The sequence below is a fragment of the Isoptericola sp. NPDC055881 genome, assembly GCF_053615895.1.
Window position 1 is genome coordinate 1 of the sequence record NZ_JBSHCR010000060.1, and the last position, 26,696, is coordinate 26,696.

General features: G+C 74.3%; 24 protein-coding genes. 18 read left to right on the plus strand and 6 right to left on the minus strand.

The window, feature by feature from the left end:
- Nucleotides 1–398: hypothetical protein (locus ACWGKI_RS16215; protein WP_452188325.1), on the minus strand; the 398-nt coding region annotated here is incomplete at its 3' end.
- A gap of 369 nt (nucleotides 399–767) precedes the next feature.
- On the opposite strand from ACWGKI_RS16215, the gene aspS reads away from it, so the two are divergent.
- From aspS to ACWGKI_RS16230, 3 genes are all read left to right on the plus strand, one after another.
- Nucleotides 768–2,549: an aspartate--tRNA ligase gene (gene aspS / locus ACWGKI_RS16220; protein WP_380242125.1), complete on the plus strand. Its 1,782-nt coding sequence runs from the start codon at nucleotides 768–770 to the stop codon at nucleotides 2,547–2,549.
- Nucleotides 2,546–3,409, plus strand: a complete 864-nt coding sequence (locus ACWGKI_RS16225) for a GNAT family N-acetyltransferase (RefSeq protein ID WP_452188327.1) — start codon at nucleotides 2,546–2,548, stop codon at nucleotides 3,407–3,409. Before aspS ends, ACWGKI_RS16225 begins: the two co-directional genes overlap by 4 nt.
- Before the next feature lie 108 nt (nucleotides 3,410–3,517).
- Nucleotides 3,518–4,147: a carboxymuconolactone decarboxylase family protein gene (locus tag ACWGKI_RS16230; protein WP_452188329.1), complete on the plus strand. Its 630-nt coding sequence runs from the start codon at nucleotides 3,518–3,520 to the stop codon at nucleotides 4,145–4,147.
- On the opposite strand, the gene ACWGKI_RS16235 is transcribed toward ACWGKI_RS16230, so the two are convergent.
- On the minus strand, nucleotides 4,063–5,595 hold the full coding sequence (locus ACWGKI_RS16235) for an FAD-dependent monooxygenase (protein WP_452188331.1): 1,533 nt from the start codon (nucleotides 5,593–5,595) through the stop codon (nucleotides 4,063–4,065). The two genes, ACWGKI_RS16230 and ACWGKI_RS16235, sit on opposite strands and share 85 nt — an antisense overlap.
- Nucleotides 5,596–5,645: 50 nt before the next feature.
- Between ACWGKI_RS16235 and ACWGKI_RS16240 the strand changes: the two genes are divergently transcribed.
- From ACWGKI_RS16240 to aroB, 12 genes are all read left to right on the plus strand, one after another.
- A complete protein-coding gene (locus ACWGKI_RS16240) occupies nucleotides 5,646–7,034 on the plus strand; it encodes a replication-associated recombination protein A (RefSeq protein WP_380242133.1) in 1,389 nt (462 codons plus the stop codon).
- Nucleotides 7,035–7,400: 366 nt separating this feature from the next.
- The gene (locus ACWGKI_RS16245) at nucleotides 7,401–10,073 is read left to right on the plus strand and encodes a DUF7507 domain-containing protein (RefSeq protein WP_452188333.1); all 2,673 of its coding nucleotides are present in this window, start codon (nucleotides 7,401–7,403) and stop codon (nucleotides 10,071–10,073) included.
- A gap of 286 nt (nucleotides 10,074–10,359) precedes the next feature.
- Entirely contained in the window at nucleotides 10,360–10,986 is a 627-nt protein-coding gene (gene rpsD / locus ACWGKI_RS16250; RefSeq protein WP_380242138.1) for a 30S ribosomal protein S4, read from the plus strand.
- 143 nt (nucleotides 10,987–11,129) lie between these two features.
- Nucleotides 11,130–11,507, plus strand: coding sequence for a DUF948 domain-containing protein (locus ACWGKI_RS16255; RefSeq protein WP_380243849.1), 378 nt, complete (start codon nucleotides 11,130–11,132; stop codon nucleotides 11,505–11,507).
- On the plus strand, nucleotides 11,507–11,890 hold the full coding sequence (locus ACWGKI_RS16260) for a hypothetical protein (protein WP_452188336.1): 384 nt from the start codon (nucleotides 11,507–11,509) through the stop codon (nucleotides 11,888–11,890). The genes ACWGKI_RS16255 and ACWGKI_RS16260 overlap by 1 nt, the downstream gene beginning before the upstream one ends.
- Before the next feature lie 150 nt (nucleotides 11,891–12,040).
- Nucleotides 12,041–14,752, plus strand: coding sequence for an alanine--tRNA ligase (alaS, locus tag ACWGKI_RS16265; RefSeq protein WP_452188338.1), 2,712 nt, complete (start codon nucleotides 12,041–12,043; stop codon nucleotides 14,750–14,752).
- The gene (ruvX, locus tag ACWGKI_RS16270; protein WP_380243846.1) at nucleotides 14,749–15,297 is read left to right on the plus strand and encodes a Holliday junction resolvase RuvX; all 549 of its coding nucleotides are present in this window, start codon (nucleotides 14,749–14,751) and stop codon (nucleotides 15,295–15,297) included. Before alaS ends, ruvX begins: the two co-directional genes overlap by 4 nt.
- A 63-nt stretch (nucleotides 15,298–15,360) precedes the next feature.
- Nucleotides 15,361–16,512, plus strand: coding sequence for an endolytic transglycosylase MltG (gene mltG / locus ACWGKI_RS16275; RefSeq protein WP_380243845.1), 1,152 nt, complete (start codon nucleotides 15,361–15,363; stop codon nucleotides 16,510–16,512).
- A gap of 1 nt (nucleotide 16,513) precedes the next feature.
- Nucleotides 16,514–17,401 carry a shikimate dehydrogenase gene (locus ACWGKI_RS16280; RefSeq protein ID WP_452188340.1) on the plus strand — a complete coding sequence of 296 codons (888 nt, stop codon included), beginning with the start codon at nucleotides 16,514–16,516 and terminating at the stop codon, nucleotides 17,399–17,401.
- Nucleotides 17,402–17,444: 43 nt separating this feature from the next.
- A complete protein-coding gene (gene aroC / locus ACWGKI_RS16285; RefSeq protein ID WP_452188342.1) occupies nucleotides 17,445–18,662 on the plus strand; it encodes a chorismate synthase in 1,218 nt (405 codons plus the stop codon).
- Nucleotides 18,659–19,204 (plus strand): shikimate kinase, encoded by a 546-nt coding sequence (locus ACWGKI_RS16290; RefSeq protein WP_380243842.1) that lies wholly within the window; start codon nucleotides 18,659–18,661, stop codon nucleotides 19,202–19,204. The genes aroC and ACWGKI_RS16290 overlap by 4 nt, the downstream gene beginning before the upstream one ends.
- The gene (aroB, locus tag ACWGKI_RS16295) at nucleotides 19,201–20,343 is read left to right on the plus strand and encodes a 3-dehydroquinate synthase (protein ID WP_380243841.1); all 1,143 of its coding nucleotides are present in this window, start codon (nucleotides 19,201–19,203) and stop codon (nucleotides 20,341–20,343) included. Before ACWGKI_RS16290 ends, aroB begins: the two co-directional genes overlap by 4 nt.
- Here aroB and ACWGKI_RS16300 read toward each other — a convergent pair.
- Nucleotides 20,340–20,786: a hypothetical protein gene (locus tag ACWGKI_RS16300; RefSeq protein ID WP_452188345.1), complete on the minus strand. Its 447-nt coding sequence runs from the start codon at nucleotides 20,784–20,786 to the stop codon at nucleotides 20,340–20,342. The two genes, aroB and ACWGKI_RS16300, sit on opposite strands and share 4 nt — an antisense overlap.
- A 64-nt stretch (nucleotides 20,787–20,850) precedes the next feature.
- Here ACWGKI_RS16300 and ACWGKI_RS16305 point away from each other — a divergent pair, with 64 nt between their 5' ends.
- On the plus strand, nucleotides 20,851–21,615 hold the full coding sequence (locus ACWGKI_RS16305) for an ArsR/SmtB family transcription factor (RefSeq protein WP_380243839.1): 765 nt from the start codon (nucleotides 20,851–20,853) through the stop codon (nucleotides 21,613–21,615).
- Between the two features lie 30 nt (nucleotides 21,616–21,645).
- Here the strand turns inward: ACWGKI_RS16305 and ACWGKI_RS16310 are convergent, their stop codons facing one another.
- Both ACWGKI_RS16310 and ACWGKI_RS16315 read right to left on the minus strand, forming a co-directional pair.
- Nucleotides 21,646–22,452 carry a glycerophosphodiester phosphodiesterase family protein gene (locus ACWGKI_RS16310; protein ID WP_452188347.1) on the minus strand — a complete coding sequence of 269 codons (807 nt, stop codon included), beginning with the start codon at nucleotides 22,450–22,452 and terminating at the stop codon, nucleotides 21,646–21,648.
- Nucleotides 22,449–23,495: an alpha/beta hydrolase gene (locus tag ACWGKI_RS16315; RefSeq protein ID WP_452188349.1), complete on the minus strand. Its 1,047-nt coding sequence runs from the start codon at nucleotides 23,493–23,495 to the stop codon at nucleotides 22,449–22,451. The genes ACWGKI_RS16310 and ACWGKI_RS16315 overlap by 4 nt, the downstream gene beginning before the upstream one ends.
- A 109-nt stretch (nucleotides 23,496–23,604) precedes the next feature.
- On the opposite strand from ACWGKI_RS16315, the gene ACWGKI_RS16320 reads away from it, so the two are divergent.
- Entirely contained in the window at nucleotides 23,605–25,029 is a 1,425-nt protein-coding gene (locus tag ACWGKI_RS16320; RefSeq protein WP_452188351.1) for an MFS transporter, read from the plus strand.
- On the opposite strand, the gene sigJ is transcribed toward ACWGKI_RS16320, so the two are convergent.
- On the minus strand, nucleotides 24,980–26,038 hold the full coding sequence (gene sigJ, locus ACWGKI_RS16325) for an RNA polymerase sigma factor SigJ (protein WP_452188353.1): 1,059 nt from the start codon (nucleotides 26,036–26,038) through the stop codon (nucleotides 24,980–24,982). The two genes, ACWGKI_RS16320 and sigJ, sit on opposite strands and share 50 nt — an antisense overlap.
- 160 nt (nucleotides 26,039–26,198) lie before the next feature.
- Here sigJ and ACWGKI_RS16330 point away from each other — a divergent pair, with 160 nt between their 5' ends.
- The gene (locus ACWGKI_RS16330) at nucleotides 26,199–26,552 is read left to right on the plus strand and encodes an iron chaperone (RefSeq protein ID WP_380243834.1); all 354 of its coding nucleotides are present in this window, start codon (nucleotides 26,199–26,201) and stop codon (nucleotides 26,550–26,552) included.
- Nucleotides 26,553–26,696: the final 144 nt, after the last annotated feature.

Sequence of the window (26,696 nt, forward strand, 5' to 3'; positions counted from 1 at the left end):
GCGTCGTGCGCGTCCGAGCCTGACCGGTCCGCGTGCTGCTGGTACTCCCGCTTCTCTTCGGCGTCCGTCGTGCTGTCGGCCAGGTCCTGGTACCGGTCCCGGGACCCTGCCGCGGAGTCCGCCGCGTCCCGAGCCTGCCGCGCCTTCTCCAGCGCGGCCAGCGTCTCGGCCTGCACCCGCTCCAACGCGGACGCGTAGTCCACCAACGCCTCACCCGTGGCCTGATACCGCGAATGCGCGCGCCGGATCTCGCTGATGGTGTCTTCCTTGGTCTCCATCAACGCGTCCACGGCCTGAGAGATCGTGCCGGCCACGTCCAGGCGCGCCATCGCGCCCGCGGCGTCGTCGATCGATCCCGCGACCTCCAGATAGTCCTGACCCCCGGCCAGCACCAGCACCGGGTCCCCGGGCGTGGGGTCCGAGTCCAGCCCTACCGGCGACCAGTCCGCCGGCCTCACCTGGAGCCTCGTCCGCCGGCACGCCACCGCGCGTCCAGGCGCTCGCCCACGCTCATGTCCAGGTCCCCCCGCAGGTCAGCCACCGGTTCTCACCCTGTCTCGCCCCGGAAGAGAGTACCGAGACAGGCAGTTTGTGACCACGGCAACACGCCTCGACGGACCGCTCGCGCGAGGCGCCGGAAATCGGCGGACGGGGGCCCGGGTGCAGCGACTAAACTCGCCACGTCGTGCCTGCGCGCGACCGTCTCCCGGCCGGGCACCGGGCGGACGGCGTCATCCGCCCACCACCCGTCACGAAAGGAACCCTCCGTGCTCCGCACCCACACGGCCGGCTCACTGCGGGCCGAGCACATCGGTCAGACCGTCACCCTCACCGGGTGGGTCGATCGCCGTCGGGATCACGGGGGAGTGGCCTTCATCGACCTGCGCGACGCCTCGGGCATCTCGCAGGTCGTCATCCGCGACGAGGCCGTGGCGCACCCGCTGCGCGCCGAGTTCGTGCTCCAGGTCACCGGTGAGGTCGGCCGGCGCCCCGAGGGCAACGCCAACCCGAACCTCGCCACCGGCGAGATCGAGGTCGTGGCCAAGGACGTCGTCGTCCTCAACGAGTCCGCGCCGCTGCCGTTCCAGGTCTCCACGGCCCTCGCGGACACGGAGACCATCGGTGAGGAGGCGCGCCTCAAGCACCGCTACCTCGACATGCGCCGCCCGAACCAGGCGCACGCCCTGCGGCTGCGGGCGAAGGCGAACCAGGCCGCCCGGCGGGTGCTCGACGAGCACGACTTCGTCGAGGTCGAGACGCCGACCCTGACCCGCTCGACGCCGGAGGGCGCCCGTGACTTCCTGGTCCCGGCCCGCCTGGCGCCCGGCTCCTGGTACGCGCTGCCGCAGAGCCCGCAGCTGTTCAAGCAGCTCCTCATGGTCGGTGGCCTGGAGCGCTACTACCAGATCGCCCGGTGCTACCGCGACGAGGACTTCCGGGCCGACCGCCAGCCCGAGTTCACGCAGCTGGACGTCGAGCTGAGCTTCGTCGACCAGGACGACGTCATCGCGCTGGCCGAGCAGGTCCTCGCCGCCCTGTGGAAGCTGATCGACGTCGAGATCCCCACGCCGATCGCCCGGATGACGTACGCCGAGGCGATGCGTCTGTACGGTACCGACAAGCCGGACCTGCGGTTCGGCAACCCGCTCGTCGAGCTCACGGACTACTTCTCCGAGACGCCGTTCCGCGTGTTCCAGGCGGAGTACGTGGGCGCCGTCGTGATGACGGGCGGCGCCTCTCAGCCCCGCCGCCAGTTCGACGCGTGGCAGGAGTGGGCCAAGCAGCGCGGTGCCAAGGGCCTCGCCTACGTGACCTACGGCGAGGACGGGACGCTCGGCGGCCCCGTCGCCAAGAACCTGTCCGACGCCGAGCGTGACGGTCTCGCCGCCGCCACCGGCGCGCAGCCGGGCGACGCGGTGTTCTTCGCGGCCGGCAAGACCTCCGAGGCGCGCGCGCTGCTGGGCGCGGCCCGCCTGGAGATCGCGCACCGCACCGGACAGGTCGACGAGGACGCCTGGGCGTTCGTGTGGGTGGTGGACGCCCCGCTGTTCAAGCCCACGGGCGAGGACGACGACGTGGACCTGGGTCACTCCGCCTGGACGGCGGTGCACCACGCGTTCACCTCGCCGAAGCCGGAGTGGATCGACAGCTTCGAGTCCGACCCGGGCAACGCGCTGGCGTACGCCTACGACATCGTCTGCAACGGCAACGAGATCGGCGGCGGCTCGATCCGTATCCACCGTCGTGACGTGCAGGAGCGGGTCTTCGACGTCATGGGGATCGGCCCCGCGGAGGCGCAGGAGAAGTTCGGCTTCCTCCTCGACGCGTTCAAGTTCGGCGCCCCGCCGCACGGCGGCATCGCGTTCGGCTGGGACCGCATCGTGGCGCTGCTGACGAAGTCCCCGTCGATCCGGGACGTCATCGCGTTCCCGAAGTCGGGCGGCGGCTACGACCCGCTGACCGAGGCGCCGGCCCCGATCACGCCGGAGCAGCGCAAGGAGGCCGGGGTGGACGCCGCCCCGCAGGACGCCTCGGCTGCGGGGGAGTGACCCTCTCCCTCGACGGGCACCTGCTCGCCCCGGTCACCGAGGTGGCCGGGGTGGGCCTGCCCGCCCGCTGGGCGCACCACCCGGTCGTCGTCGCGGAAGCCGCCCACGGCGGCTGGGACGCCAGCCATGCCTGGTGCGACGACGATGCCTTCCTGGTCCGGCTGCGCTGGCGCGAGCGGCTCGACGGCGCACGCTCGCTCGTCGTCGACCACCACCCGGCCGGCGTGAGCGTCCTGGGCGTCGGCACGGCCGAGGGCGCGGCGCGGCTCGTGCTCGCCGCGGAGGCCGAGCTGCGCGACGTCGGCGGCCTCGGACCCGTGCTCCGGGCGTCCATGCCCCACGGTACGCACCGTGCGCTGTCCGGCGCCGGCGGGCCGGGCGGCCCGGCGCTCCCGCCGCCGTTCGACCGTGCGCCCTTCGACGCGTGGGGGTGGTTCTTCGCGACGGCGTCGCCGGCCCAGCAGCCCGGTGAGGACCGGGTCGTGGAGCTGACGAGCGACGGCGAGCGCGCCGAGGCGGCCGCCTGCCTCGCCGTGGCGCACCCCCACGGCGAGCTGCCGGTCGACGAGCCGCGCTCCCGCTGGTGGGGGTGGCGCGACGACGACGGCGTGGTGCGCGGTGTGGCCGGCGCGTCGCGCCGTGTGCCCGGCAGGCCCTGGACGCTGGGGTCGATCGGCACGGACCCGGCCTGGCGGGGGCGGCAGATCGCCGCGGCAGTGACGGCCGTGGCGACGCGGGCCGGCCTCGCCGAGACGTCGATGGTCACCCTCGGCGTGTACGCCCACAACGACCCGGCGCGCCGGCTGTACCGGCGCCTCGGGTTCACCGGCGCCCAGGAGTTCGAGAGCTCGCGGCCCTGACGTCACCGCACTTCACCCGCGTCCGGCCTGTCCGAGCCGGTGCGGCCCGGGGCAGCATGGACGGGCGGATCGCTGCCGGCACCCGGCGGCGGCCGCTCGGGAGCGACGATGACCATCATCAGGACCGTGGATCCCGCGGACGCGACGGGCGAGGTGGGTGACGTCTACGCCGACGACGTCGCGTCGCTGGGGTACGTGCCGAGCCACACCCGTGTCATGGCGGTGGACGTCGAGGCGCACCTGGCCTTCGAGCACCTGGCCGGGACCATCGCCTCGGGCCTCGGGCTGCGCCTGTACGAGCTGGTGACGCTGGCCGCGGCCAAGGCGCTCCGGTCGCAGGCGTGCCTCCTGGCGCACGGACGGCGCAGCCGCTCGCTGTTCGGCGACGACCAGCTCGCGCGGATCGCCCGCGACCACCGTGACGCGGGGCTCACCGAGGCCGAGGTCGCCGCCATGGACCTCGCCGCCCGGCTCAGCACCGACGCCGCACAGATCACGGAGGCCGAGACGACGCGACTGCGCGACGCGGGCTTCACCGACCGGCAGATCGTCGACGTGGTGCTCGCCGCGTCGCTGCGCAACTACTACTCGCGAGCGCTGCACGCCCTGGCGGTGCCGCCCGACGTGCCCCCTGACCTGCCCGACGGACTGCGTCAGGCGCTGCTCGCCGACGGCGACGACGGCGACGACGGCGACGACGGCGACGCCGACCCGGGACCGGCCGCGTCGGCGAGGTAGCCGTCCGGGCGCACGAGGAGGGTCGAGGCCTGCCCGTCGGCACGCCGCACCACCACCCGCTCCTCCCCGCTGAGCTCGCCCGGCGCGGGAGGGAGCGGTGCCGCCGGGCCCGTGCCCGGCACGACGAGGACGAACCGCCCGGCCCGCAGCGCCTCGGCCAGGCGTGCGCCGCCCGCCCCGGGGACCAGCGGCAGGTCCGGCAGCCGGCGGCCGGCCGCGGGATGGGCACCGGGCGGCGCGGGATACCGCACGCCGAGGGCAGACACGGTCAGGGCGGCACGCCGCCGGGCGGGGGCGACGCGCGCGAGCGCAGCGGCCAGGACGGCGCGCAGGGCGGCCGCCGTCGCCCCCGGGCGGGTCGCCAGCCGCAGCATCGCGCCGCTCGTGCGCAGCACCTGCGCGCCCACGGGGTGTCGTTCCTCCCCGTAGCCGTCGAGCACCTCGCCGTCCGCGCCGCGGACCACCGCGGCCAGTCGCCAGGACAGGTTCGCAGCGTCCTGGAGACCGGTGTTCATGCCGAGGCCGCCCGCCGGGCTGTGGCAGTGCGCGGCGTCGCCCGCCAGCAGCACCCGGCCGGCGCGGTACCGGGGCACCTGGCGCTCGTCAGCGGCGAACCGGGTGGCGAAGCGCAGGTCGTGCATCCCGAGGTCGTCCCCGAGCGTCGCGCGCGCCAAGGCCCGGACCTCCTCCAGGCCAGGGGCGACCGGTGCGACGCCGCCGTCCTCGCCCGGGTCGAGCCCCTCGTCCCAGCCGATGAAGCGGTACCAACCGTCGCCGAACGGGGCGAGAAACCCCAGCGAGCCCCCGCTGGACGCGATCGTGAGGACGTCGTCCGGCGGCCGGTGCAGGCGCACGTCCGCCAGCACCATCGCGCGGACCACCGTCTCGCCGGGGAACGGGAGGCCAGCAGCACGGCGGACGGTCGAGCGCACACCGTCCGTCCCCACCACCCACGGTGCCCGTACCTGGGCCGCACCCTCCGGCCCGACCGTCGCGAGCGACACCCCGTCGTCGTCCTGGACGAGCCCCGTGACGCGCACGTCGTGGCGGAAGCGGACTCCCGCCGACGCCGCCCGGCGGTGCAGCAGGCGCTCCACCTCGTACTGCGGGGTGACCAGCACGAACGGGAACCGGCCCGGGAGCGTGTCCAGGCGAACCTCGACCTTCCCGAACACCCGCAGCCCACGCACCGGCCGGCCCGTGGACACCAGCTCGTCGGCCAGGCCGCGCGCGTCGAGCGTCTCCAGGCTCCGCGCGTGCACCGCGAACGCTCGCGTGAGGTTGCTCAGGCCCGCAGCCCGCTTCTCGAGCACCGTGACCCGCAGGCCCGCCACCGCCAGGTCCCCGGCCAGGAGCAGGCCGGTCGGCCCTGCCCCGACGACCACGACGTCGGCGTCCCCGTCCACCACCGTGCCGCCCACCGTGCCGCCCACCATGCCGCCCACCATGGACCCACCCTAGGGACGGGCGCGTGGGTGGCGCTCCGTAGGCTGGGCCCATGGACCTGTTCGACGCCGCGCTCACCGGCACCCGCGGCACCCCGGCGACCGGACGCTCCGGCCCCAGCGCCCCGCTGGCCGTCCGCATGCGCCCGGCCACCCTCGACGAGGTCGCCGGCCAGGCCCACCTCCTCGTCCCCGGCTCGCCGCTACGCCGCCTCGTGGAGCCCGACGACGAGTCCGCCCGCCGCGCCGCGCCCGGCTCCGTGATCCTGTGGGGCCCGCCCGGCGTCGGCAAGACGACGCTCGCCTACCTGGTCGCGACGTCGTCGGGCCGCCGGTTCGTCGAGCTCTCCGCCGTCACCGCCGGAGTCAAGGAGGTCCGCCAGGTCGTCGAGGACGCCCGCCGCCGCCTCGCCACCGGCGGCGAGGAGACCGTGCTCTTCATCGACGAGGTCCACCGGTTCTCCAAGACGCAGCAGGACGCCCTGCTGCCCAGCGTCGAGAACCGCTGGGTCACCCTCGTCGCCGCCACCACGGAGAACCCGTCCTTCTCCGTCAACTCCCCGCTGCTGAGCCGCTCGCTGCTGCTCACCCTCAAGCCGCTCACCGCGGACGACGTCCGCGCCCTGGTGCGCCGCGCCGTCGAGGACGAGCGAGGGCTGGGCGGCACCGTCGCCCTGGCCGACGACGCCGAGGACCAGCTCGTGCGGATGGCCGGGGGCGACGCCCGCAAGGCGCTGACCATCCTCGAGGCCGCCGCCGGCGCGGCGCTCGCCGACGCCGACCCGGGCCGCGCGAAGGACGCCGCGGTCCCCGTCGACCTCGACACCGTCGAGCGCGCCGTCGACGTCGCCGCCGTGCGCTACGACCGCGACGGCGACCAGCACTACGACGTGGTGTCAGCCTTCATCAAGTCGATCCGGGGCTCCGACGTCGACGCCGCCCTGCACTACCTCGCCCGCATGATCGCGGCAGGGGAGGACCCCCGGTTCATCTCCCGTCGGCTGGTGATCTCCGCCGCCGAGGACGTCGGCATGGCCGACCCGTCCGCCCTCCAGACGGCCGTGGCCGCCGCACAGGCCGTCCAGCTCATCGGCATGCCGGAAGGGCGCATCGTCCTCGCGGAGGCGGTCGTGCACCTCGCGACCGCGCCCAAGTCCAACGCCGCCTACCTCGGCGTGGACGCGGCGCTCGCGGACGTGCGCGCCGGCAAGGCGGGCGTGGTGCCCGCGCACCTGCGCGACGCGCACTATGCCGGTGCCGAAGGGCTCGGCCACGGCAAGGGGTACCGGTACGCGCACGACGCGCCGCACGCGATCGCCGCCCAGCAGTACCTGCCCGACGAGCTCGCCGGTCGGCGCTACTACGCGCCGAGCGACCGCGGCTTCGAGAAGCAGGTCACGGACCGGCTCACCCGGATCCGTCAGATCCTCGACGGAGCCTGACCGTCTCGTCCTCCGGACGGGGGCCGAGCACGGTGCCGCGGTCGTCGGTCCGCTCCACTTGTGACACATCTGGCACTACTCAGCGGCTACTCCCCGAGGCCGCCGGTGACCGCAGTCCCACTCAGACCCTCTGTCCGAGCAGACAGCCTTGTGCTCGATCTGTGAAGGACGACGATGGGGATGGGCATGAGGTCTGATCGACAAGGAGGAAGGTCGCGGCGCGCTCGCGGCGTTCTGGCGGGCTCGCTCGCGGCACTGCTGCCGGCGGCGGCGTTCTCGGGGGCGACGTTGGCAGCGGCGGTGACGCCGGGTGCGTCGACGGCTGGTGGTGTGGCGGCGGCTGCGCCGGCGCCGGCGGACCCTCAGGTGCTGTTCGCCGAGGACTTCGAGGCGGCAGGTGACGGTGCGAACGTGCTGCTGACCGACTACGTGGGGGCGCAAGGGCCGTCCTACACGGGCGACGACTTCTGGGTGAGCCGTCCGAACTGCAACGGGTTCATCGTCGACCAGACGAGTCCTCGGCAGGATGGCGACTGCTCCGCCCTGAGCACCGGGGGCTACTCGTACAACCGGCTCACCGGGCTGTCGTACGCGCTGGGGATGCTGCAGGGTGCGGCCGACCCGGCGCTCAACGCCGCAGCTGCCTCCTACACCGCCGGTGACGGCCCCGACGACGCGGTGCAGTTCCGGACGGCTACACCGCTGGCTCTGGCGGCGGACAACCGGTTCGTCACGTTCTCGGTGGACGCCGCGGCCACGAACTGCAACTCTCCCAACCACCCCGCGCTGCGGTTCTACCTCGTGGACGCGACGGGCACGCAGATCCCCGTGTCGGACGCGGCGATCGACCCGTGCGAGGACCCCCGGTCGTCGTCGTTCACGGGCGTGGCGGCGAACGGCGCCAACGTCCCGGTGCAGGCGGGGTCGTTCGCGGCGGACTCGTCCACGCTGCTGTCGGGCGGGTCGTTCGACGTCGTGCTGCGCAACGAGACCGGTAGCGGAGCAGGCAACGACGGCGCGTACGACAACATCCAGGTGCTGGACGTCACGCCGCAGCTGTCGAAGGAGTTCGCGCCGGCGACGGTGGCCGTGGGCGGAAAGTCGCGGTTGACGTTCACGGTGACGAACACGTCCGAGCTCGCGGCGAAGGACGGCTGGGGCTTCACGGACGCGCTGCCGGCGGGTCTGACGGCCGCCGCGGTGCCGAACGTCGACAACCAGTGCACGGACGCGACGGTGGACGCCGCGGCAGGTGCCGAGAAGGTCGTGGTCTCCGGTGGGTCGCTCGCGAGCCAGGAGGCGTCGTGCACGATCAGCCTCGACGTGACCTCGGCGAAGGCCGGGACGTACACGAACGGCGCCGACCAGCTGACCGAGCTGGTGGGTCTGGCGGCTCCGGCCGACGCGGCGGTGGAGTTCGCGGTGGCGAACCTGGAGCTGGCCAAGAGCGTCGCGGGCATCGACGACGTGAACTCCGACGGGCTGACGGACCGCGGGGACGTGATCTCCTACGCGTTCACGGTGACGAACACGGGCGGCGTGCGACTGGACGACGTGGCGGTCGACGACCCGAAGGTCGCCGACCTGACGTGCCCGGAGACGTCGCTGGCGGCAGGGGCGTCGATGGACTGCTCGGCTACCTTCGAGGTGACCGCCGACGACGAGTCGGCCGGTGCGGTGGACAACACGGCGAAGGCGACCGGTCAGGCCGTCGGCGGCATCGGCGTGATGTCCGGGGCGTCTCGCACGTCCACCCCGGTGACGGCGGCCGCCCCGTCGCTCAGCTTCGTCAAGACCGTGGACGCGCCCGACGTCACCGGCCTCGCAGCGGGCGACGAGGTGACCTACACCCTCGTCACGACGAACGACGGCAACGTGCCCCTGCGCGACGTCCAGGTGGACGACTCGCAGTTCTCCGGTGCCGGTGACCTGGGCGGCCTGACCTGCGAGCCGGGTGCTCCCGCGGTGCTGGCCCCGGGCGAGAGCCTGTCGTGCACCGCCAGCTACACGGTGGTGCAGGCGGACATCGACGCCGGCACGGTGGACAACATGGCGACGGTCACCGCCACGGGACCGTACGGCGAGCAGCTGGACGGCTCCGACAGCGCGAACCTCCCGGCGGCGCGCACGGCGTCGACCGAGCTCACCAAGACGGCGACCGTCGAGGACGAGGACGAGGACGGCCTGGCGGACGAGGGCGAGGGCATCGACTACACGTTCACGGTGCTGAACACCGGCAACGTGACCCTGGCCTCCGTGGGCGTGGACGACCCCATGCTCACCGAGGCCGGCATCACCGTCGCGTGCGACGCTCTCTCCATCGCCCCGGGGGCGATCACGTCGTGCGCGGCCTCCGCGCCGTACCTGGTGACCGACGCCGACGTCGAGGCCGGCTCCGTGGAGAACACGGCGACCACCGTCGCCGCGGCCCCGACGGGGGTCGACGTGGTGCCGAGCACCGCGACGGCCTCGACCCCGACGGACACGCGTGCGGTGCTCGAGTTGACCAAGACCGCGGACGTGTCCAGCGCCCAGCCGGGCGACGTCGTGACCTTCACGATCGTGGCGGCCAACGCGGGCAACGTGGCGCTGAGCGACGTCGAGGTCTCCGAGACGGAGTTCATCGGCGCCGGGGACCTGACCGACCTGGAGTGCCGGGCCGGTGACTCCGACGGCCAGGGCGTGTCCCTGGCACCGGGGGAGCAGGTCGAGTGCACCACGACCTACACCGTGACGGAGGCCGACGTGGCCAACGGCCGGGTGAACAACACCGCGGGCGCCACGGCCCTCACGTCGCAGGGCACCCCGCTGCAGGAGCAGGACGAGGCCGGGGTCGACATCGCCCCCGCCCCCGTGCCCGCCGTGGACCCGACGCCCACGCCCAGCGCGGCAGCCCCGGTCGTCCCGGACCCGGAGCTGCCGCAGACCGGTCTGAGCGTCACGACGTTCGCCGTGCTGGGTGCGGCAGTCCTCCTCGTGATCGCGGGCGGGCTCGTGCTGGTCCTGCGACGCCGACAGAACCACCACGTCCAGGACTGATACGTCCAGGACTGACGCACGAGCGCGGCTGCGCCCCCGGGCTGCCTGACGGCCCGGGGGCGCACGCGTGCCCCGCGCCGTCGCCGCAGCACGGGGCGGGGCCGAGGGCGAGCGCAGCATGCGCTAACATGGTGCGGTTGCCATTTCCGGCGACCGCCTGGGACCTCGGCCCCGCGAGCACCCCGCCACCGCGCAGGGCGTTCCATCGGCTGGTCCCGCACCCGACCTCCCCTCTGGGTCGTCGTCGGGTGTGACCTCATCCATCCACGAAGGACAGGAAGCACCAGTGACCGCTGTCACCAAGTCGCGCCGCCAGGTCCGCCTGAGCCGCAAGCTCGGCCTCGCGCTGACCCCGAAGGCCGTTCGCCACTTCGAGAAGCGCCCCTACCCCCCGGGTGAGCACGGCCGCGCTCGTCGTCGCACCGAGTCGGACTACGCGGTCCGTCTCCGCGAGAAGCAGCGTCTGCGCGCCCAGTACGCGCTGCGCGAGAAGCAGCTCGTCAAGGTCTACGAGACCGCCCGCAAGCACCCGGGCCTGACCGGTGAGGTCATGGTCGAGGACCTGGAGACGCGTCTCGACGCGCTCGTGCTGCGCGCCGGCTTCGGCCGCACCATCCTGCAGGCCCGCCAGGCCGTGACGCACCGTCACATCCTGGTGGACGGCAAGATCGTCGACCGCCCGTCGTTCCGCGTGAAGCCGGGCCAGACCATCCAGGTCAAGCCGAAGTCGCAGGCCACCACGCCGTTCCAGGTCGCCGCCGCCGGCGCGCACCGCGACGTCCTGCCGGCCGTCCCGGGCTACCTCGACGTGAACCTCGAGAAGCTGTCGGCCACGCTGACCCGCAAGCCGAAGCGCGCCGAGGTCCCCGTGACCTGCGAGGTGCAGCTCGTGGTCGAGTTCTACGCGCGCTGACCCGCTCGAGCTCCGCAGGGAACCCTGCAGCTCAGGACGCCCCGTCACCCGCCGTCGCGGGGGGCGGGGCGTCCGCCGTCTCAGGTGGTCGCCCGGGATAGGGTGACGACCGACCGTCTGACGCCTGTACGAGGAGAGATCTGATGTCGATGGGTGACGTGGCCGGGCTCATCGCGGCCGTCGCGTTCGTGCTGCTCGTGGGGCTGCTCGCGATCCCGCTGGTCAAGCTGGGCCGCGTGCTCGACGAGGCGACGCGCTCGATCCGCGAGGTCACGGAGCACTCCGTGCCGATCCTCGACGAGGCCGCCACCACCGTGGCGTCGACCAACGACCAGCTGGTGAAGGTCGACACGATCACCACGTCGGCCGCCCAGGTGAGCGAGAACGTGTCCGCGCTGGCGGGGCTGTACGCCTCGACGCTCGGCCGGCCGCTCGTCAAGGTCGCCGCGTTCTCCTACGGCGTGCGCCAGGCGTTCGCGGGGGCCTCTCGTGCGAGCAGGTCCGCGAAGGCGGGCCGGTGATGCGCCGGCTCTTCTGGGTCGGGGTCGGCGTCGCGGTCACCGTCGTCGTCGTGCGGCAGGGCCGGAAGCTCGTCGCGCAGTACGCCCCGGAGGCCGTGGTGGACCGCGCCGGGCGGGCAGCGCAGGACGCGGGGCAGCGGGCGGAGACGTTCGTCGCCACGTTCCGACGAGACTTCACGCAGGCCCGCACCGCGCGCGAGGCCGAGCTCACCGCCGCGCTGCTCGCCGAGGGGCAGCCCGCCCCCCAGGACGTGCGTGCCAGCGGTCTCAGCACCGCCGACCTGCGCCGCGGCGGACCTGCCCGTCCAGGTCACCCTCGGCACGCCGCCGACCCGGACGCCGAGGTCGCCGCCGACGAGGCCGATCTCGGCTACTCATTCTGAGACGCGCTCGGCGAAATCTCGTACCGACCACCTCCGGCGCACGGGACAATAGCCACGGTCGCCCCCGACGGGCGGCCACGGAGCACGCCCGTCTCCATGCCTGACACCACCCGTTCCAGCCATACCGGCAAGACACTTTCGAGGGACACCATGCGCACCGCCGAGATCCGTAAGCGTTGGCTCGACTACTTCGAGTCGCAGGGGCACGCCGTCGTGCCGAGCGCTCCTCTGGTCTCGCCGGACCCGTCGATCCTCTTCACGATCGCCGGCATGGTGCCCTTCATCCCGTACATCCTGGGCACCGAGCCGGCGCCGTGGCCTCGCGTGGCCAGCGTGCAGAAGTGCCTGCGCACCAACGACATCGAGAACGTGGGCCGCACCACGCGGCACGGCACGTTCTTCCAGATGAACGGCAACTTCTCGTTCGGCGACTACTTCAAGCGCGAGGCGATCGACTTCGCCTGGGAGCTGCTGACGTCCGAGCAGGGCAAGGGCGGCTACGGGCTCGACGGCGACCGCCTGTGGGTCACGATCTGGGAGCAGGACGCGGAGGCGTACGAGGCGCTGACGAAGGGCGTCGGCCTGGACCCGAAGCACGTCGTGCGCCTGCCGCGGGAGGAGAACTTCTGGGACACGGGCCAGCCGGGCCCCGCCGGTCCGTGCGCCGAGTGGCACTACGACCGCGGACCGGCCTACGGCCCCGACGCCGTCGGCGGCACCGTGGACCCGGGCGGCGACCGCTACCTCGAGATCTGGAACCTCGTCTTCGACGAGTTCGTCCGGGGCGAGGGACAGGGCAAGAACTACCCGCTGCTGGGCGAGCTCGAGCACAAGAGCATCGACACGGGTGCGGGGCTGGAGCGCATCGCCTACCTGCTGCAGGGCAAGGAGAACCTCTACGAGATCGACGAGGTGTACCCCGTCATCGCTCGCGTGGAGGAGATGACGGGCAAGCGCTACGGCGCCGACCCCGAGGACGACGTGCGCATGCGCGTCATCGCGGACCACGTCCGTTCGTCGCTCATGGTGATCGGTGACGGCGTGCGCCCCTCGAACGAGGGTCGCGGCTACGTGCTGCGCCGCCTCATCCGTCGCGCGGTGCGTGCCGTGCGCCTCCTCGGCGTGGACGAGGTGGCGCTGCCCTTGCTGCTGCCCGTGTCGAAGGACGCGATGAAGGCCTCCTACCCGGAGCTCGAGGCGGAGTTCGGCCGCATCGGCGACGTCGCGTACGCCGAGGAGGACGCCTTCCGGCGCACCCTGGCGCAGGGCACGACCATCCTGGACACCGCCGTCGGCCGGGCGAAGTCCCGTGCGACGCAGGGCTCGGACGGTGCCACGCCGGTGCTCGGGGGCGCCGAGGCGTTCCAGCTGCACGACACCTACGGCTTCCCGATCGACCTGACGCTCGAGATGGCGGCGGAGCAGGGCGTCCAGGTGGACGAGAAGGCGTTCCGCGACCTCATGGCGGAGCAGAAGCAGCGCGCCCGCGCGGACGCGCTCGCGAAGAAGACGGGCCACGCCGACCTGCGCTCCTACGAGACCCTGAACAAGGAGCTCGCCGCACCGGTCGCGTTCCTCGGGTACACGGACACGGAGGCCGCGGTGACCGTCGCGGGCCTGCTGGTCGACGGCGTCCCTGCGCCTGCCGCGACCGCGCCCGCCGACGTCGAGGTCGTCCTCGACCGCACGCCGTTCTACGCGGAGGCCGGCGGCCAGCTCGCGGACCAGGGCACGATCGTGCTCGACGGCGGCGCGACCATCGAGGTGGACGACGTGCAGCGCCCCGTCAAGGGCCTGTCCGTGCACCGTGGCCGCCTCGTGGAGGGCACGGTCGCGCTCGGCGACCCGGGCCTCGCGACGATCGACGTGGCGCGCCGCGTCGCGATCAGCCGCGCCCACTCGGCCACGCACATGATCCACAAGGCGCTGCACGAGATGGTCGGCCCCGACCGCACCCAGGCCGGGTCGGAGAACGCCCCGAGCCGCGTGCGCTTCGACTTCCGTTCCCCGACCCCGGTCGCCTCGGAGGCCCTCGGCGAGATCGAGGAGCGGGTGAACGCCCGCCTGACCGAGAACCTCGAGGTCACGGACTCGACGATGCCGATCGAGCGCGCCCGCGAGCTCGGCGCGATGGCGCTGTTCGGCGAGAAGTACGGCGACACCGTGCGCGTCGTGTCCATCGGCGGCGACTGGTCGCGTGAGCTGTGCGGCGGCACCCACGTGAAGGCCACCGGCGAGGTGGGTCGCGTCGCGCTGCTCGGCGAGGCGTCCATCGGTTCCGGCGTGCGGCGCGTCGACGCCCTGGTGGGCGACGGGGCGTACGGCTTCCAGGCCAAGGAGCACGCCCTGGTGGGCCAGCTCACCGGTCTCCTCGGCGCCCGCCCGGACGAGCTGACCGACCGCGTGGGGTCGCTCCTGTCTCGTCTGAAGGAGACCGAGAAGGAGCTGGCCGGCCTGCGCCAGGACCGCCTCCTCGCGGTGGCGGGCACGCTCGCCGCGCAGGCGGAGCGTGTCGGCGCGGTGCGCGTCGTGGCGCACGACGCCGGCGAGGTGGCGTCGGCGGACGACCTGCGCGCCCTCGCGCTCGACGTGCGCGGACGTCTCGGCGAGGCGGAGCCGGCGCTGGTCGCGGTCGGTGGCGTCGCGGGCGGTCGTCCCCTCGTGGTCGTGGCGACCAACGCCGGTGCCCGCGAGGCGGGCCTGCGCGCGGGGGACTTCGTCAAGGCCGCGGCGACGGCGCTGGGCGGCGGGGGCGGCGGCAAGCCGGACCTGGCCCAGGGCGGCGGCTCCGACGCCTCCGCGCTGCCGGGCGCGCTCGCCGCGGTGGGCGACGGCGTCCGCGCGGCGCAGGCCACCGCGTGACGGTACCGGTGCCGCCGGGAGACGACGCGCCCCGCGGGCTGCCGCGGGGCGCGCGCCTCGGCGTCGACGTCGGCAAGGCCCGCATCGGCCTCGCCGGCAGCGACCCGGACGGCCTGGTCGCGACCCCGGTCGAGACCGTGCCGCGGGTGCTCGACGTGCCTGTCGGCTCCGAGGGCACGCCCGCGGTGACCGCGGACGTGGCCCGGATCGCCGCCGAGGTCGAGGACCGGTTCGCGGCGGTCGTGTACGTCGGGCTGCCCCGGCACCTGTCCGGGGCGGAGGGTGCCGCCACCGCGGACGCGCGCGAGTTCGCGACGCGGCTGGCCACCACGATCGCGCCTGTCGAGGTCCGCCTCGTGGACGAGCGGATGACCACCGTCACCGCGCACGCACAGCTGCGTTCGGCAGGGCGACGCACCAAGACACACCGGTCTGTCGTCGACCAGGCCGCAGCCGTTATCATTCTGCAATCTGCACTCGACGCGGAGCGGACGGCCGGGGGGCGTGCCGGCGAGCTCGTCGAGCTGCGGCCGCCGGGCGCCTGACCAGCCCGGACAGCAGCAGACCACCGTGCCCATCCCAGGCCCAGTCAGAAAGAAGTTCCCGGCGTGACGGACCTCTTCGAGCATCCCGCCCTGCAGGAGGCGCCTGCGGCACCCTCGCGGCGTCGCTCGGCCGCCGGCCGGCGGGCCGCCGCCAAGCGCAAGCGCCGGCGCCGCCAGCGCACGGCCGTGATCCTGGTCGTGGTGCTCGCGTTCGTCGGCGCCGGGGGCTACCTGCTGTGGGACCGGATGGACTCCCTCCTGGGGGACCTGCCTTTCGTCGGGTCGCAGAACGAGGACTACCCCGGCCCCGGCGGTGACCCCGTCGAGGTCGTCATCCCCGAGGGCGCGACCGGCGGCAAGATGGGCGCGGTGCTCCTGGACGCCGGGGTGGTGGCCAGCGTCGGGGCGTTCACGGACGCGTTCAGCGAGAACCCGGCCGCCGCGGGCATCCAGCCCGGCACCTACCAGCTCCAGGCCGAGATGAAGGCGTCGGACGCTGTCGCAGCGCTGGTGAAGAACGAGAAGCTGCAGACCAACGTGACCATCCCCGAGGGCTACACGGTCGCGCAGATCGTGGAGAAGGTCGCGTCCGTCACCACGATCACGAAGGACGAGCTCGAGCAGGCGCTCAAGTCCCCGAAGTCGTTCGGGCTGCCGAAGCAGGCGGACGGCAACGCCGAGGGGTGGCTCTTCCCGAAGACGTACAGCGTGCAGCCGGGCGACGACGCGACGTCGCTGCTGACGGCGATGGTCGACCAGACCTCCGCAGAGCTCGAGGCGGCGGGCGTCGCGAAGGCCGACTGGGAGGACACCCTCGTCAAGGCGTCCCTCGTCGAGCGGGAGGCCAAGCACGACGCGGACCGCCCCAAGATGGCCCGGGCGATCGAGAACCGGCTCGACCAGGGGATGCCGCTGCAGATCGACGCGACCAGCGCCTACGGCCTGAAGAAGCCGGGGACCGAGCTGACCTACGACGACATCCACGACCCCGACGACCCTTACTCCACGTACGCCCACGTCGGGCTCCCGCCCACGCCCATCTCGAACCCGGGTGCCGCGTCGATCGAGGCGGTCGGGCACCCCGCGGACGGGGACTGGCTCTTCTGGGTGACGGTGAACCTCGACACGGGCGAGACGAAGTTCTCGTCGACGAACGCGGAGCACGAGAAGTACGTCGCCGAGCTGAAGCAGTGGCAAGCGGAGAACGCCGGCTGACATGACCGTCTCCCGACGCGCGGCGGTGCTGGGCCACCCCGTGGCGCACTCGCTCTCGCCCGTGCTGCACACCGCCGCCTACGAGGCGCTCGGCCTGGCCGGGTGGGAGTACACGGCGATCGACACGACCGTCGACGACCTGCCGGCGCTGGTGCGCGGGCTGGACCTCGGCTGGGCCGGGCTCAGCGTCACGATGCCGCTCAAGCAGGCGGTGATCGACCTCGTGGACCACGTCGACCCGCTCGCGGTGGCCGTCGGTGCCGTGAACACGGTGCTCGTCGGCCCCGCGCAGTGCGGCATCACGCTCACGGGCACCAACACCGACGTGTACGGGCTCGTCGCCGCCCTGCGCGAGGGCTTCGCGGCACAGGGCAGGGGAGGCGACGCCCGAGCCCGGAGCGCGGTCGTCCTCGGCGGCGGCGCCACGGCGGCCTCCACCCTCGCGGCGTTGGGCGAGCTGGGCTGCACGTCCCCGCGCGTGCTGGTGCGGTCGCTGGGTCGCGCCACGACGCTCCAGGAGGCGGCCGCCCGCATGGGGGTCACCCCGCGCTTCGAGGTGCTCGACGCGTCCGCGTCGCTCGGGGCGCTGCGGGAGGCGGACGTCGTCGTGTCCACGATGCCGGCCTATGCCGCCGACCCGGTGGGCGCCGCGCTCTCCGCCCATGGCGGCGCTCCGACGGGCGTCCTGCTCGACGTCGTCTACGACCCGCGCCCTACCGCGCTCGCCATGGCCTGGGCCGCCGCCGGCGGCACGGTCGTCGGGGGCGAACGGATGCTGCTGCACCAGGCTGTCGAGCAGGTGCGCCTCATGACGGGGCGCCCGGCGCCGGTCGGCGCGATGGACGCGGCCCTGGCGGGAGCGCTGGCGGCACCGGCGTCCGCTTCCTGACCGCCGCACCGACCCCTGCCGCGGGCGTGGAAGAATCGCAGGCATGCTGCGCTGGATGACGTCGGGGGAGTCGCACGGTCCGTCACTCGTCGGGGTGCTGGAGGGCCTGCCGGCGGGGGTGGAGGTCGTGACCGACGACCTCCGGGCCGCCCTGGCGCGCCGGCGCCTGGGGTACGGGCGCGGCGCTCGCATGAAGTTCGAGCAGGACGAGGTCCGCGTGCTCGGTGGGCTGCGTCACGGCGTCACGCAGGGCGGACCGCTCGCGTTCGAGATCGGCAACACCGAGTGGCCGAAGTGGACCGAGGTGATGTCGCCGGACCCGGTCGAGCGCGAGGCGCTCCTCGTGGACGCCGGCACCGGTGACGAGCGTGAGATCGCGCGCAACCGCCCGCTCACGCGACCCCGCCCGGGCCACGCCGACCTCGTCGGGATGCGCAAGTACGGCTTCGACGACGCCCGTCCGGTCCTGGAGCGCGCCAGCGCCCGCGAGACCGCGACGCGCGTGGCGCTCGGTGTCGTCGCGGCGAGGTTCCTGGAGCAGGCGGTCGGCGTGCGGCTCGTGTCCCACGTCGTGGCGATCGGCCCGGTCGAGGTCCCGGAGGGGGCCGAGCTGCCCGAGCCCGGTGACGTCGCGGCGCTCGACGCGGACCCGGTGCGCTGCTTCGACGCCACGACGAGCGCCGCGATGGTGGCGGAGATCGACGAGTGCCGCAAGGACGGCGACACCCTGGGCGGTGTCGTCGAGGTGCTCGCCTACGACGTGCCCACCGGCCTCGGCAGCTACGTGCAGGGCGACCGCCGTCTCGACGCCCGCCTCGCGGGAGCGCTCATGGGCATCCAGGCGATCAAGGGGGTCGAGGTCGGCGACGGCTTCCGCACCGCGCGCCGCCGCGGCTCGGCCGCGCACGACGAGATCGAGCGCGGGGACGACGGGCACATCCACCGACGGTCCAACCGCGCCGGCGGCATCGAGGGCGGCATGTCGAACGGCGAGGTGCTGCGCGTGCGCGCCGCGATGAAGCCGATCTCGACCGTGCCGCGCGCGCTGGCGACGGTCGACGTCGCGACGGGCGAGGCGGTCACCGCCCACCACCAGCGTTCGGACGTCTGTGCCGTGCCGCCCGCTGCGGTGGTCGCCGAGGCGATGGTCGCGCTGGAGCTGGCGCAGGCCGTCGTGGAGAAGTTCGGCGGGGACTCCGTGGCCGAGGTGCGGCGCAACGCCGAGGCGTACCTGGGCGCGATCCCCGAGCTGCTGCGATGACGGCCGAGGTGCCCCGGGCGGTGCTGATCGGGCCGCCCGGCAGCGGCAAGACGACGATCGGCCGGCTGCTCGCGCAGCGGCTCGGCGTCGCGTTCCGCGACACGGACGCGGACGTGGAGGAGGTCGCCGGCAAGGCGGTCGCAGACATCTTCGTCGAGGACGGCGAGCCGCGGTTCCGCGAGCTGGAGCGCGAGGCCGTCACGACCGCGCTGGCGTCGCACCCGGGAGTGCTCGCGCTCGGTGGGGGTGCCGTCATGGACGAGCACACCCAGCGCGCGCTCGAGGGCTACGTCGCGTGCGGCGGCGTGGTCGTCTTCCTCGACGTCGCGCTCGCCCACGCCGCGCCCCGCGTCGGCTTCAACCAGTCCCGCCCGCTGCTGGTCGGCAACCCCCGTGCGCGGTGGGTCGAGCTGATGCAGCTGCGGCGGCCCACCTACGAGCGGCTCGCCACCGTGCACGTCCTCTCGGACGACCGGCCGCCCCAGGAGGTCGCGGCCCAGGTGCACGCGGGCGTCACATCGGCACAGGAGGTCCAGTCATGACGGTCCGGGTGACCGTGCAGGGCGCGCAGCCCTACGACGTCGTCGTCGGGCGGCATCTGCTCGGCGAGCTGCCGTCGCTGCTCGGCGGCGGGGTGCGCCGGGTGCTGGTGATGCACCCCGCGTCCCTCCAGACGACGGGTGAGGCGGTGCGCGAGGACCTCGTGGCCCAGGGCTACGAGGCGTTCGCCGTCGAGCTACCCGACGCCGAGGAGCAGAAGACCGCCCAGGTGGCTGCGTTCTGCTGGCAGGTGCTCGGTCAGGCCGACTTCACGCGGTCGGACGCGATCGTCTCCGTGGGCGGCGGCGCGACGACGGATCTCGCGGGTTTCGTCGCCGCCACCTGGCTGCGTGGCATCAAGGTCGTGCACGTGCCCACCACCCTCCTGGCCATGGTGGACGCGGCCGTGGGCGGCAAGACCGGCATCAACACGGCCGAGGGCAAGAACCTCGTGGGTGCCTTCCACCCGCCCGCGGGGGTGCTGTGCGACCTCGCCGCCCTCGAGTCCCTGGACCGGTGGGACCTGGTCGCGGGCATGGCGGAGGTCGTCAAGACCGGCTTCATCGCCGACCCGCGGATCCTCGAGCTCGTGGAGGCCCACGCGGACGAGCTGCGGGAGTGGAAGGGCGCGGACGCGACCGACGAGACGTGGGCCGTGCTGGCCGAGCTCATCGAGCGGTCCGTGCGCGTCAAGGCCCGGGTCGTGGGGGAGGACCTCACGGAGCAGGGCCTGCGGGAGATCCTCAACTACGGCCACACCCTCGGCCACGCCGTCGAGCTGACGGAGCGGTACCAGTGGCGGCACGGCGCGGCCGTCGCGGTCGGCATGGTGTTCGCCGCCGAGCTCGCCCGCCTGGGCGGCAAGCTCGACGACGCGGTCGTCGACCGGCACCGGGCGATCCTGAGCTCCCTCGGTCTGCCGACCACGTACCGCGGCGACCGCTGGGACCAGCTCCTCGCGGCCATGCAGCGGGACAAGAAGACACGGGGCAACCTGTTGCGCTTCGTCGTGCTGGACGACGTCGCGAGGCCGACGCGTCTCGAGGGCCCTGACCCGACCCTGCTGGCCGCCGCCTACGCGGAGGTGTCGAAGGAGCCGCCGACGGGCCGGCCCGGGGTGACCGTCCAGCTCGGCCTCTAGCGAGCCGGGCGGGCGCCGTCGCGTTCGGCGTCCCACGCACGCACGACGGCACGGCAGGTGGCGGCGTGCGCGTCGTCGACCAGCAGCACGAGGTGGCCGTCGTGGTCGCTGTACAGGTGCTGCACGGGGACTTCTGCGTCGCCGAGCCGCCGCGCGAACGCGCCCATCTGCCCGGGGACGTCCTGGTCCAGGCGGGTCATGACGACGTCGCGCGTGGCGGCGGGGCCGAGCCCGGTCGCCGCGACGGCGGCCAGCGCGCGCGGACCGTCGTCGACGAGGAAGTGGGCGACGGTGCGGCCGGCCACGGTGGTCACGCCGCCGCCCTCCAGGCTGACCCCGGCGCGGCCGAGCGCCTCCCCGAGGTCTGCCAGGGCGCCGGGGCGTCCGGGGAGCGCGACCTCGAGGTCCTGCAGGGACGGGGGTGCGATCGTCGATGTGCTCATGCCGGGACGGTAGCCCGACGACGCTTCGGTGGGGGCCGAAGCGTGGCCGCCGTATCGTCGGCGCATGAGGACGACCGACGGCGGGACGACGGCGCGCGGGGGTGTCGGCCGGGACCGGGACTTCACCGGCGTGGGCAGGGCGCTGGCCGCTCCCGCACGGTCGGTGATGGTGGGGCTGCTGATGGACGGCACGGCGCGGCCCGCCGGTGAGCTGGCTCGGGCGGCCGGGGTGGGCGCGTCCGCCGCGTCCGAGCACCTGGCGGTCCTCGTCGACGCCGGGCTCGTCACGGCCCGTGCGCAGGGTCGCCACCGGTACTACGCCATCGCGGGGACGGAGACGGCCGACGCGCTCGAGGCTCTGGGCGCCCTGGCCGGGCCAGCACCGGTCGTGGGGCTGCGGCGCAGCCGGGAGGCGGAGCGCCTGGCGGGGGCTCGGTTCTGCTACGACCACCTCGCCGGCCGCCTGGGCGTGGGTCTGACCGAGGCCTGGCTGCGAGCCGGCTGGCTGGCCGAACCGCAGGTGCTCGTGCTGACCGGGGCGGGCCGGGCGGGTCTGCGTGGGGTGGGCGTCGACGTCGACGCCGCGGTGGGTGCCCGGCGTCCCACCACCCGGGCGTGCGTGGACTGGACCGAGCGGCGCGTGCACCTGGCCGGTGCGCTCGGGGCAGCCGTCGGGTCGCGGTTCCTCGACGCCGGGTGGGTGGTGCGGCGCGGCGCCGGGCGCGGGCTGGGTCTGACGCCGGAGGGCCGCACGCTCGTGCGCGAGGCGTGGGGCGTCGAGGTCGACGACGCCGCGCCGGTGGTGACGGCAGGGTCGGGCCGCGCCTGAGCCGCGCGGTCGGCGCTCCCTCGGGACGGCTCAGGCCCACTGCCCGCGGGCGAGCAAGACCTCGCGCAGCAGGTCGGCACGGTCGGTGACGAGGCCGTCCACGCCGAGGTCGAGCAGCCGGTGCATCTCCTCCGGCGCGTCGACCGTCCAGACGTGCACCTGCCGTCCGGCCCGATGGGCGGCGGCGACGGTCACCGCGTCGACCACGCGCAGCCGGCCCTCGGCGACGGGCACCTGCAGGGCGTGCACGTCGCGCAGCGACCGCCGTACCCAGGGGTCCACCCGCAGCCGTGCGCCCGCGAGGAAGCCGGCCACCTCGCTCCGCCCGGCCGACGTCGCCACCGGCCGGGAGAGCAGAGCGAGGGTGGCGCGCCTGCGCCGCGCGTCGAACGACGTCACGCACACGCGGTCGTGCGCGGCGGTCCGCTCGATCGCCGCGGCCGTCGGCGCGATCCCGGAGTCCTCCTTGACGTCGATGTTGACTCGCAGCCCCGGCCACGTGCCGAGCACGTCGTCCAGGCGCGGCACCGGCTCCGTGCCGCCGATGCGGGCGCGGCGGACCACGGACCACGGCAGGTCGGCGACCCGCCCGGACGCGTCGGTGGTGCGGTCGAGGGAGACGTCGTGCAGGGCCACGGCGACGCCGTCCGCGGTGCCGTGGGCGTCGGTCTCCACGTACCGGAATCCGAGGTCGACCGCGGCCGCGAACGCCGCCAGCGAGTTCTCCAGGTTCGCCCGCCCGTGGGAGAAGCCGCGGTGGGCCAGGGCGAGCACGCGCAGGGGCGACCCGTCCGGTCCGCGCGGGTCGAGGTACGGGTGCGGGGGCGCAGGTCTCACGGGTGCTCCTCAGCGGGGCGGGGGACGACGGCAGGCAGGCGCGCGTCGAGCCACCCGAGCACACCGTCCAGGTAGTGCCGACGTGGCCCGTCAGCGGAGAGAGCGAGGTCGTGCACGCCGCCCGCGACGACCAGCTGGCGCACGTCGCGGCCCACCCGCGGCGCCAGGGCTGCGATCCGGGCGACGTCGAGCACCGTGTCCTGGGCGTCCAGGCGCGGGTTGTCAGGGCGGTCCGGTCCGGAGGTGTCGCTGCGTGCCACGAGCACCGGGCAGGGCACCGCGAGGCCGCGGACGAGGCGTGCCTGGGCACGGCTGACGGTGCGCAGCCAACCCGCGCGCACCGGCTGCCCCGCCGGGCGCTTGAGCGTCGTGTCGAAGGTCCACCGGCCGCCGTGGTCGACGTGCTGGCGCTGCGCGTACACGGACGGGTTGGCGCTGACCACGGCGAGCGGCCGTCTCCGGCCCAGCACCTCCAGCACCGTGGCCCGGCCGGCGTCCTGCAGCCGTGTGCCGCCGAGGGAGAAGAACGGCGAGTCGAGCACGAGCAGGTCGGGGCCGTCGCCACGGTCGTCGCGCACGGCGTGGGACCACAGCGTCGCGGTGAGCCCGCCCGTGGAGTGCGCGTGCACCACCAGGGGCAGCCCCGGCTCGAGGGCGCGGACGCTTCCCGCCGCGGAGGTCAGGTCGGCGCCGGGCTCACGCAGGCTCGCGGCATAGTGCGGGGGCAGCGCGGACGGACCGGCGCGGCGGGCGTCGTCGAGCAGCGAGCGCCCCGCACGGCGCAGGTCGACGGCGTAGAACGCGAACCCCGCCGTGCGGACGGCGCGCGCGAGGTGCGCCTGGAAGAAGTAGTCGTTGTAGCCGTGCACGTGCAGCACGGCGCCGCGGGGCCGGTCCGGGCGGGTGCGGGCCCGCACCAACGTGGCGGGGCCGAGCGGAGCCTCCTCGAACTCTGCGCCGAGCAGCCGGTCGGCGCGCCAGGCGAGGCCGGTGCCCGGGCCGCGGGGCGCGGCCCGGCGCGGCTCGAAGGAGGCGGCGTGCACGGCGCGATCGTAGCCGCGGGCGTGCCGGGGGGCGCGACGACGGGGGACTGGGGACCGTCGTCGCGCCGCCCTCTCCCGCACGAGGCCCGCGTCCGGCAGACTGCGCCTCATGAGCGACCAGCCCGCCGCGCGGGAGCCCGCGGCCAGCCATGACGTCGAGCCCGACGCCGTGACCCCCGCCCCCGCCGGCGCGGACCCGGCCCCAGCGGTGCCCCGGCGCCAGGTGGTGTCGTGGGCGCTGTGGGACTGGGCCACGCAGCCCTTCAACACCGTGATCGTCACGTTCGTGTTCACGGCGCTCTACCTCACGAGCGACGACTTCCTGCAGCCCGAGGTGGCGGCCCTCGCCGAGACGGACCCGGCGCACGAGAGGGCGCTCGCCGGGCTCACCAGCGGGCTCGGCCTCTGGATCACCCTCGGCGGCCTCCTGGTTGCGCTCCTCGCGCCCGTCCTGGGGCGCCGCGCCGACGTCGAAGGACGCCGCAAGGCCTGGGTGGGCGGGGCCACCGTGGTCATGGTGGCCTGCATGGCCGCGTTGTTCGCGGTGCGCGCCGACCCCGTGTGGTTCGTGCTGGGCGCGGCGCTGGTGTCCCTCGGCAGCGTCGCGAGCGAGATCGCCGGGGTGAACTACAACGCGATGCTCGTCCAGGTCTCCACCCGGACCACCGTGGGCCGGGTGTCCGGTCTCGGGTGGGGGCTGGGCTACCTGGGCGGGATCGTCGCCCTCCTGCTGGTCGTGCTCGCCCGGGCGGCCGACTGGTGGGGGATGCCCACCGACGACGGCCTCGCCTACCGGGTCATCGCCGTCGGCTGCGCGCTGTGGACCGTCGCCTTCGCCTGGCCCCTGTTCCGTTACGTGCCCGAGGCAGCCCCCGCCGCCGACCGGCCCCGGGTCGGATTCTTCGCCGGCTACGTCGTCCTGGTGCGCGACGTCATCGCGCTCTACCACGACGAGCGGCCCACGTTCTGGTTCCTGCTCGCGAGCGCCGTCTACCGTGACGGCCTGTCCGCCGTGTTCACCTTCGGCGCCGTCATCGCGGCGGTGTCCTTCCACTTCGGTGACGACGCGGTCGTGGCCTTCGGCATCGCCGCGAACCTCCTCGCCGGACTGAGCACGATCCTGTCCGGCCGCCTCGACGACCGGTTCGGCCCGCGCGCCGTGATCATCGGCTCGCTCACGGGCCTGGTCGGGTGCGGGCTGGCCGTGGTCGCCCTGCACCCGCTCGGCGCCGTCGTGTTCTGGGTGGCCGGTCTCGCGCTGACCTGCTTCGTCGGCCCGGCGCAGGCCGCCTCCCGGTCGCTGCTCGCCCGCGTCGCCCCCGCCGGGCGCGAGTCCGAGATCTTCGGCCTCTACGCCACCACCGGCCGGGCGGTGTCCTTCCTCGCCCCGTCGGCGTGGACGATCATCATCGCGATCACGGGCGCGACCATCTGGGGCACCCTCGGCATCGTCCTCGTGATCCTCGTCGGCCTGCTGCTCATGCTCAAGGTGACGGTGGGGCTGCGCCCCGGCGCCGACGCCCCACGGCCTTGAGCGCGGCCGCGACCGAGTCGAGGTCCGCCAGGGGAGCCAGGTGCCGCAGCTTCTCGGGGTTGATCACCCCGTCGATGCGCGCGATCCGCCCGTCCGCCACCTGCAGCGAGTACGTGCCGATCACACCACCGCCCACCGACTCGTCCGCATAGGCGATCATGCCGGGGCCGCCGTTGACGACCGCGAGCTCCAACCGCGCCGGCGCGCCCCGCCGGGCGAAGCCCGACAGCAACCGCGCCACGGCCACCCGCCCCGCCACAGGCCGGGACACCGCGAGCCCGACAGGCACGTTGCCACCACCGTCCCCCGTGAGCGCGACGTCGTCGGCGAGCAGCTCCAGCAGCGCCTCGACATCCCCCTCCTCGGTCGCCGCGATGAACCGCCGGACCAGCTCCTGCGCATGCGGGTCAGGCCGCCCCCCACGACCCTCGGACGCGACGACCCGGTGCTCCGCCACCCGGCGCCGCGCCCGCGACGCGAGCTGCCGCGCCGCCAGCTCGGTCGTCCCGATCACCTGGGCCGACTCCCGGTGCGGATATCCGAACACGTCGTGCAGCAGGAAGGCGGCCCGCTCCGACGGCGTGAGCATCTCCAGCAGCACCAGGAACGCCGTCGACAGGTCGTCCGCCAGCTCCGCGTGCGCCGCCGCCTCCCGCCCCGCGGACCCCGCGGCCACGACGTCGCCCACGAGCGGCTCCGGCACCCACTCGCCCACGTACGACTCACGCCGCACCCGGGCCGAGCGCAGCACGTCCAGAGCGAGGCGCGTCGCCACCGTGGTCGTGTACGCCGCCGGGTTGAGGACCTCGGCGTCCACGGCACCCGAGGGCGCCACCCGCAGCATGGCCTCCTGGGCCACGTCCTCCGCCTCCGTCACGCTGCCGAGCATCCGGTACGCCGCCCCGAACGCCACGCGCCGCAGGTCCTCGAGGTCGGCCGCCCTCCCCGAGGCGAGGCGAGCGGCGGGGCGTACGGCAGGGCGGCGCGGCGAGCTGTCCGTGCGAGGCATGGGCCCATCCTCTCCGGGGCGGCCCTCCCGCCCCCGTACTCCCGACGGCGCGGCGGGCGACGACGTGACGCACGCCGCCCACCGAACCGGCGGACCGAACCGGCCGACCGAGCTCGACCCGCCGGATGCGGCCCGGCCCCCCGGACCCCAGCATGGGCCCATGGGAGACGTCGAGGACTACCTGGCCACGCTGTCCGGTCCCGAGCACGACGCCGTCGCACGCGTCTACGACCGTGCGCGCACCCTCGTGCCCGACGTCGAGGAAGGACGCAGCTACGGCATGCCGGCGCTGCGCTACCGCGGCAGCCCCCTGGTGAGCGCGATGGTCACCCGCACCCACGTGGGCCTCTACCCGTTCAGCCCGGAGGTGGTCGCGGCGCTCGCGGGCGACCTCGGCGGGTTCCGGACGACGAAGGGCTCGGTGTCCTTCCAGCCGGACGCGCCGCTGCCGGACGACGTGGTGGACCGGCTCGTGCTCGCTCGCCGCGACGAGATCGACGCGCGGGCCAGGTGACCGCCCGCACCGCCTGAGGGGACGCCCTAGGTGTACCCGGCCAGGAGGTTGGTGCCAGTTCGGGTTGTCGAAGGGAGGACCTCCGGGCTTAGTGGAGATGTCGAAGTCTTCACAACCCGGAGGTCCTCGTGTCTCACGCTAATG

Excerpts from the sequence above, each read along its gene's own strand:
- ACWGKI_RS16235 (WP_452188331.1), bottom strand. The coding sequence starts at position 5,595 with ATGGTGGGCGGCATGGTGGGCGGCACGGTGGGCGGCACGGTGGTGGAC.
- aroB (WP_380243841.1), top strand. The coding sequence starts at position 19,201 with ATGACGGTCCGGGTGACCGTGCAGGGCGCGCAGCCCTACGACGTCGTC.
- ACWGKI_RS16230 (WP_452188329.1), top strand. The coding sequence starts at position 3,518 with ATGACCATCATCAGGACCGTGGATCCCGCGGACGCGACGGGCGAGGTG.
- ACWGKI_RS16300 (WP_452188345.1), bottom strand. The coding sequence starts at position 20,786 with ATGAGCACATCGACGATCGCACCCCCGTCCCTGCAGGACCTCGAGGTC.
- aroC (WP_452188342.1), top strand. The coding sequence starts at position 17,445 with ATGCTGCGCTGGATGACGTCGGGGGAGTCGCACGGTCCGTCACTCGTC.
- ACWGKI_RS16290 (WP_380243842.1), top strand. The coding sequence starts at position 18,659 with ATGACGGCCGAGGTGCCCCGGGCGGTGCTGATCGGGCCGCCCGGCAGC.
- alaS (WP_452188338.1), top strand. The coding sequence starts at position 12,041 with ATGCGCACCGCCGAGATCCGTAAGCGTTGGCTCGACTACTTCGAGTCG.
- ACWGKI_RS16305 (WP_380243839.1), top strand. The coding sequence starts at position 20,851 with ATGAGGACGACCGACGGCGGGACGACGGCGCGCGGGGGTGTCGGCCGG.
- ACWGKI_RS16280 (WP_452188340.1), top strand. The coding sequence starts at position 16,514 with ATGACCGTCTCCCGACGCGCGGCGGTGCTGGGCCACCCCGTGGCGCAC.
- ACWGKI_RS16260 (WP_452188336.1), top strand. The coding sequence starts at position 11,507 with ATGCGCCGGCTCTTCTGGGTCGGGGTCGGCGTCGCGGTCACCGTCGTC.
- sigJ (WP_452188353.1), bottom strand. The coding sequence starts at position 26,038 with ATGCCTCGCACGGACAGCTCGCCGCGCCGCCCTGCCGTACGCCCCGCC.
- ACWGKI_RS16240 (WP_380242133.1), top strand. The coding sequence starts at position 5,646 with ATGGACCTGTTCGACGCCGCGCTCACCGGCACCCGCGGCACCCCGGCG.
- ACWGKI_RS16320 (WP_452188351.1), top strand. The coding sequence starts at position 23,605 with ATGAGCGACCAGCCCGCCGCGCGGGAGCCCGCGGCCAGCCATGACGTC.
- ACWGKI_RS16255 (WP_380243849.1), top strand. The coding sequence starts at position 11,130 with ATGTCGATGGGTGACGTGGCCGGGCTCATCGCGGCCGTCGCGTTCGTG.
- ACWGKI_RS16330 (WP_380243834.1), top strand. The coding sequence starts at position 26,199 with ATGGGAGACGTCGAGGACTACCTGGCCACGCTGTCCGGTCCCGAGCAC.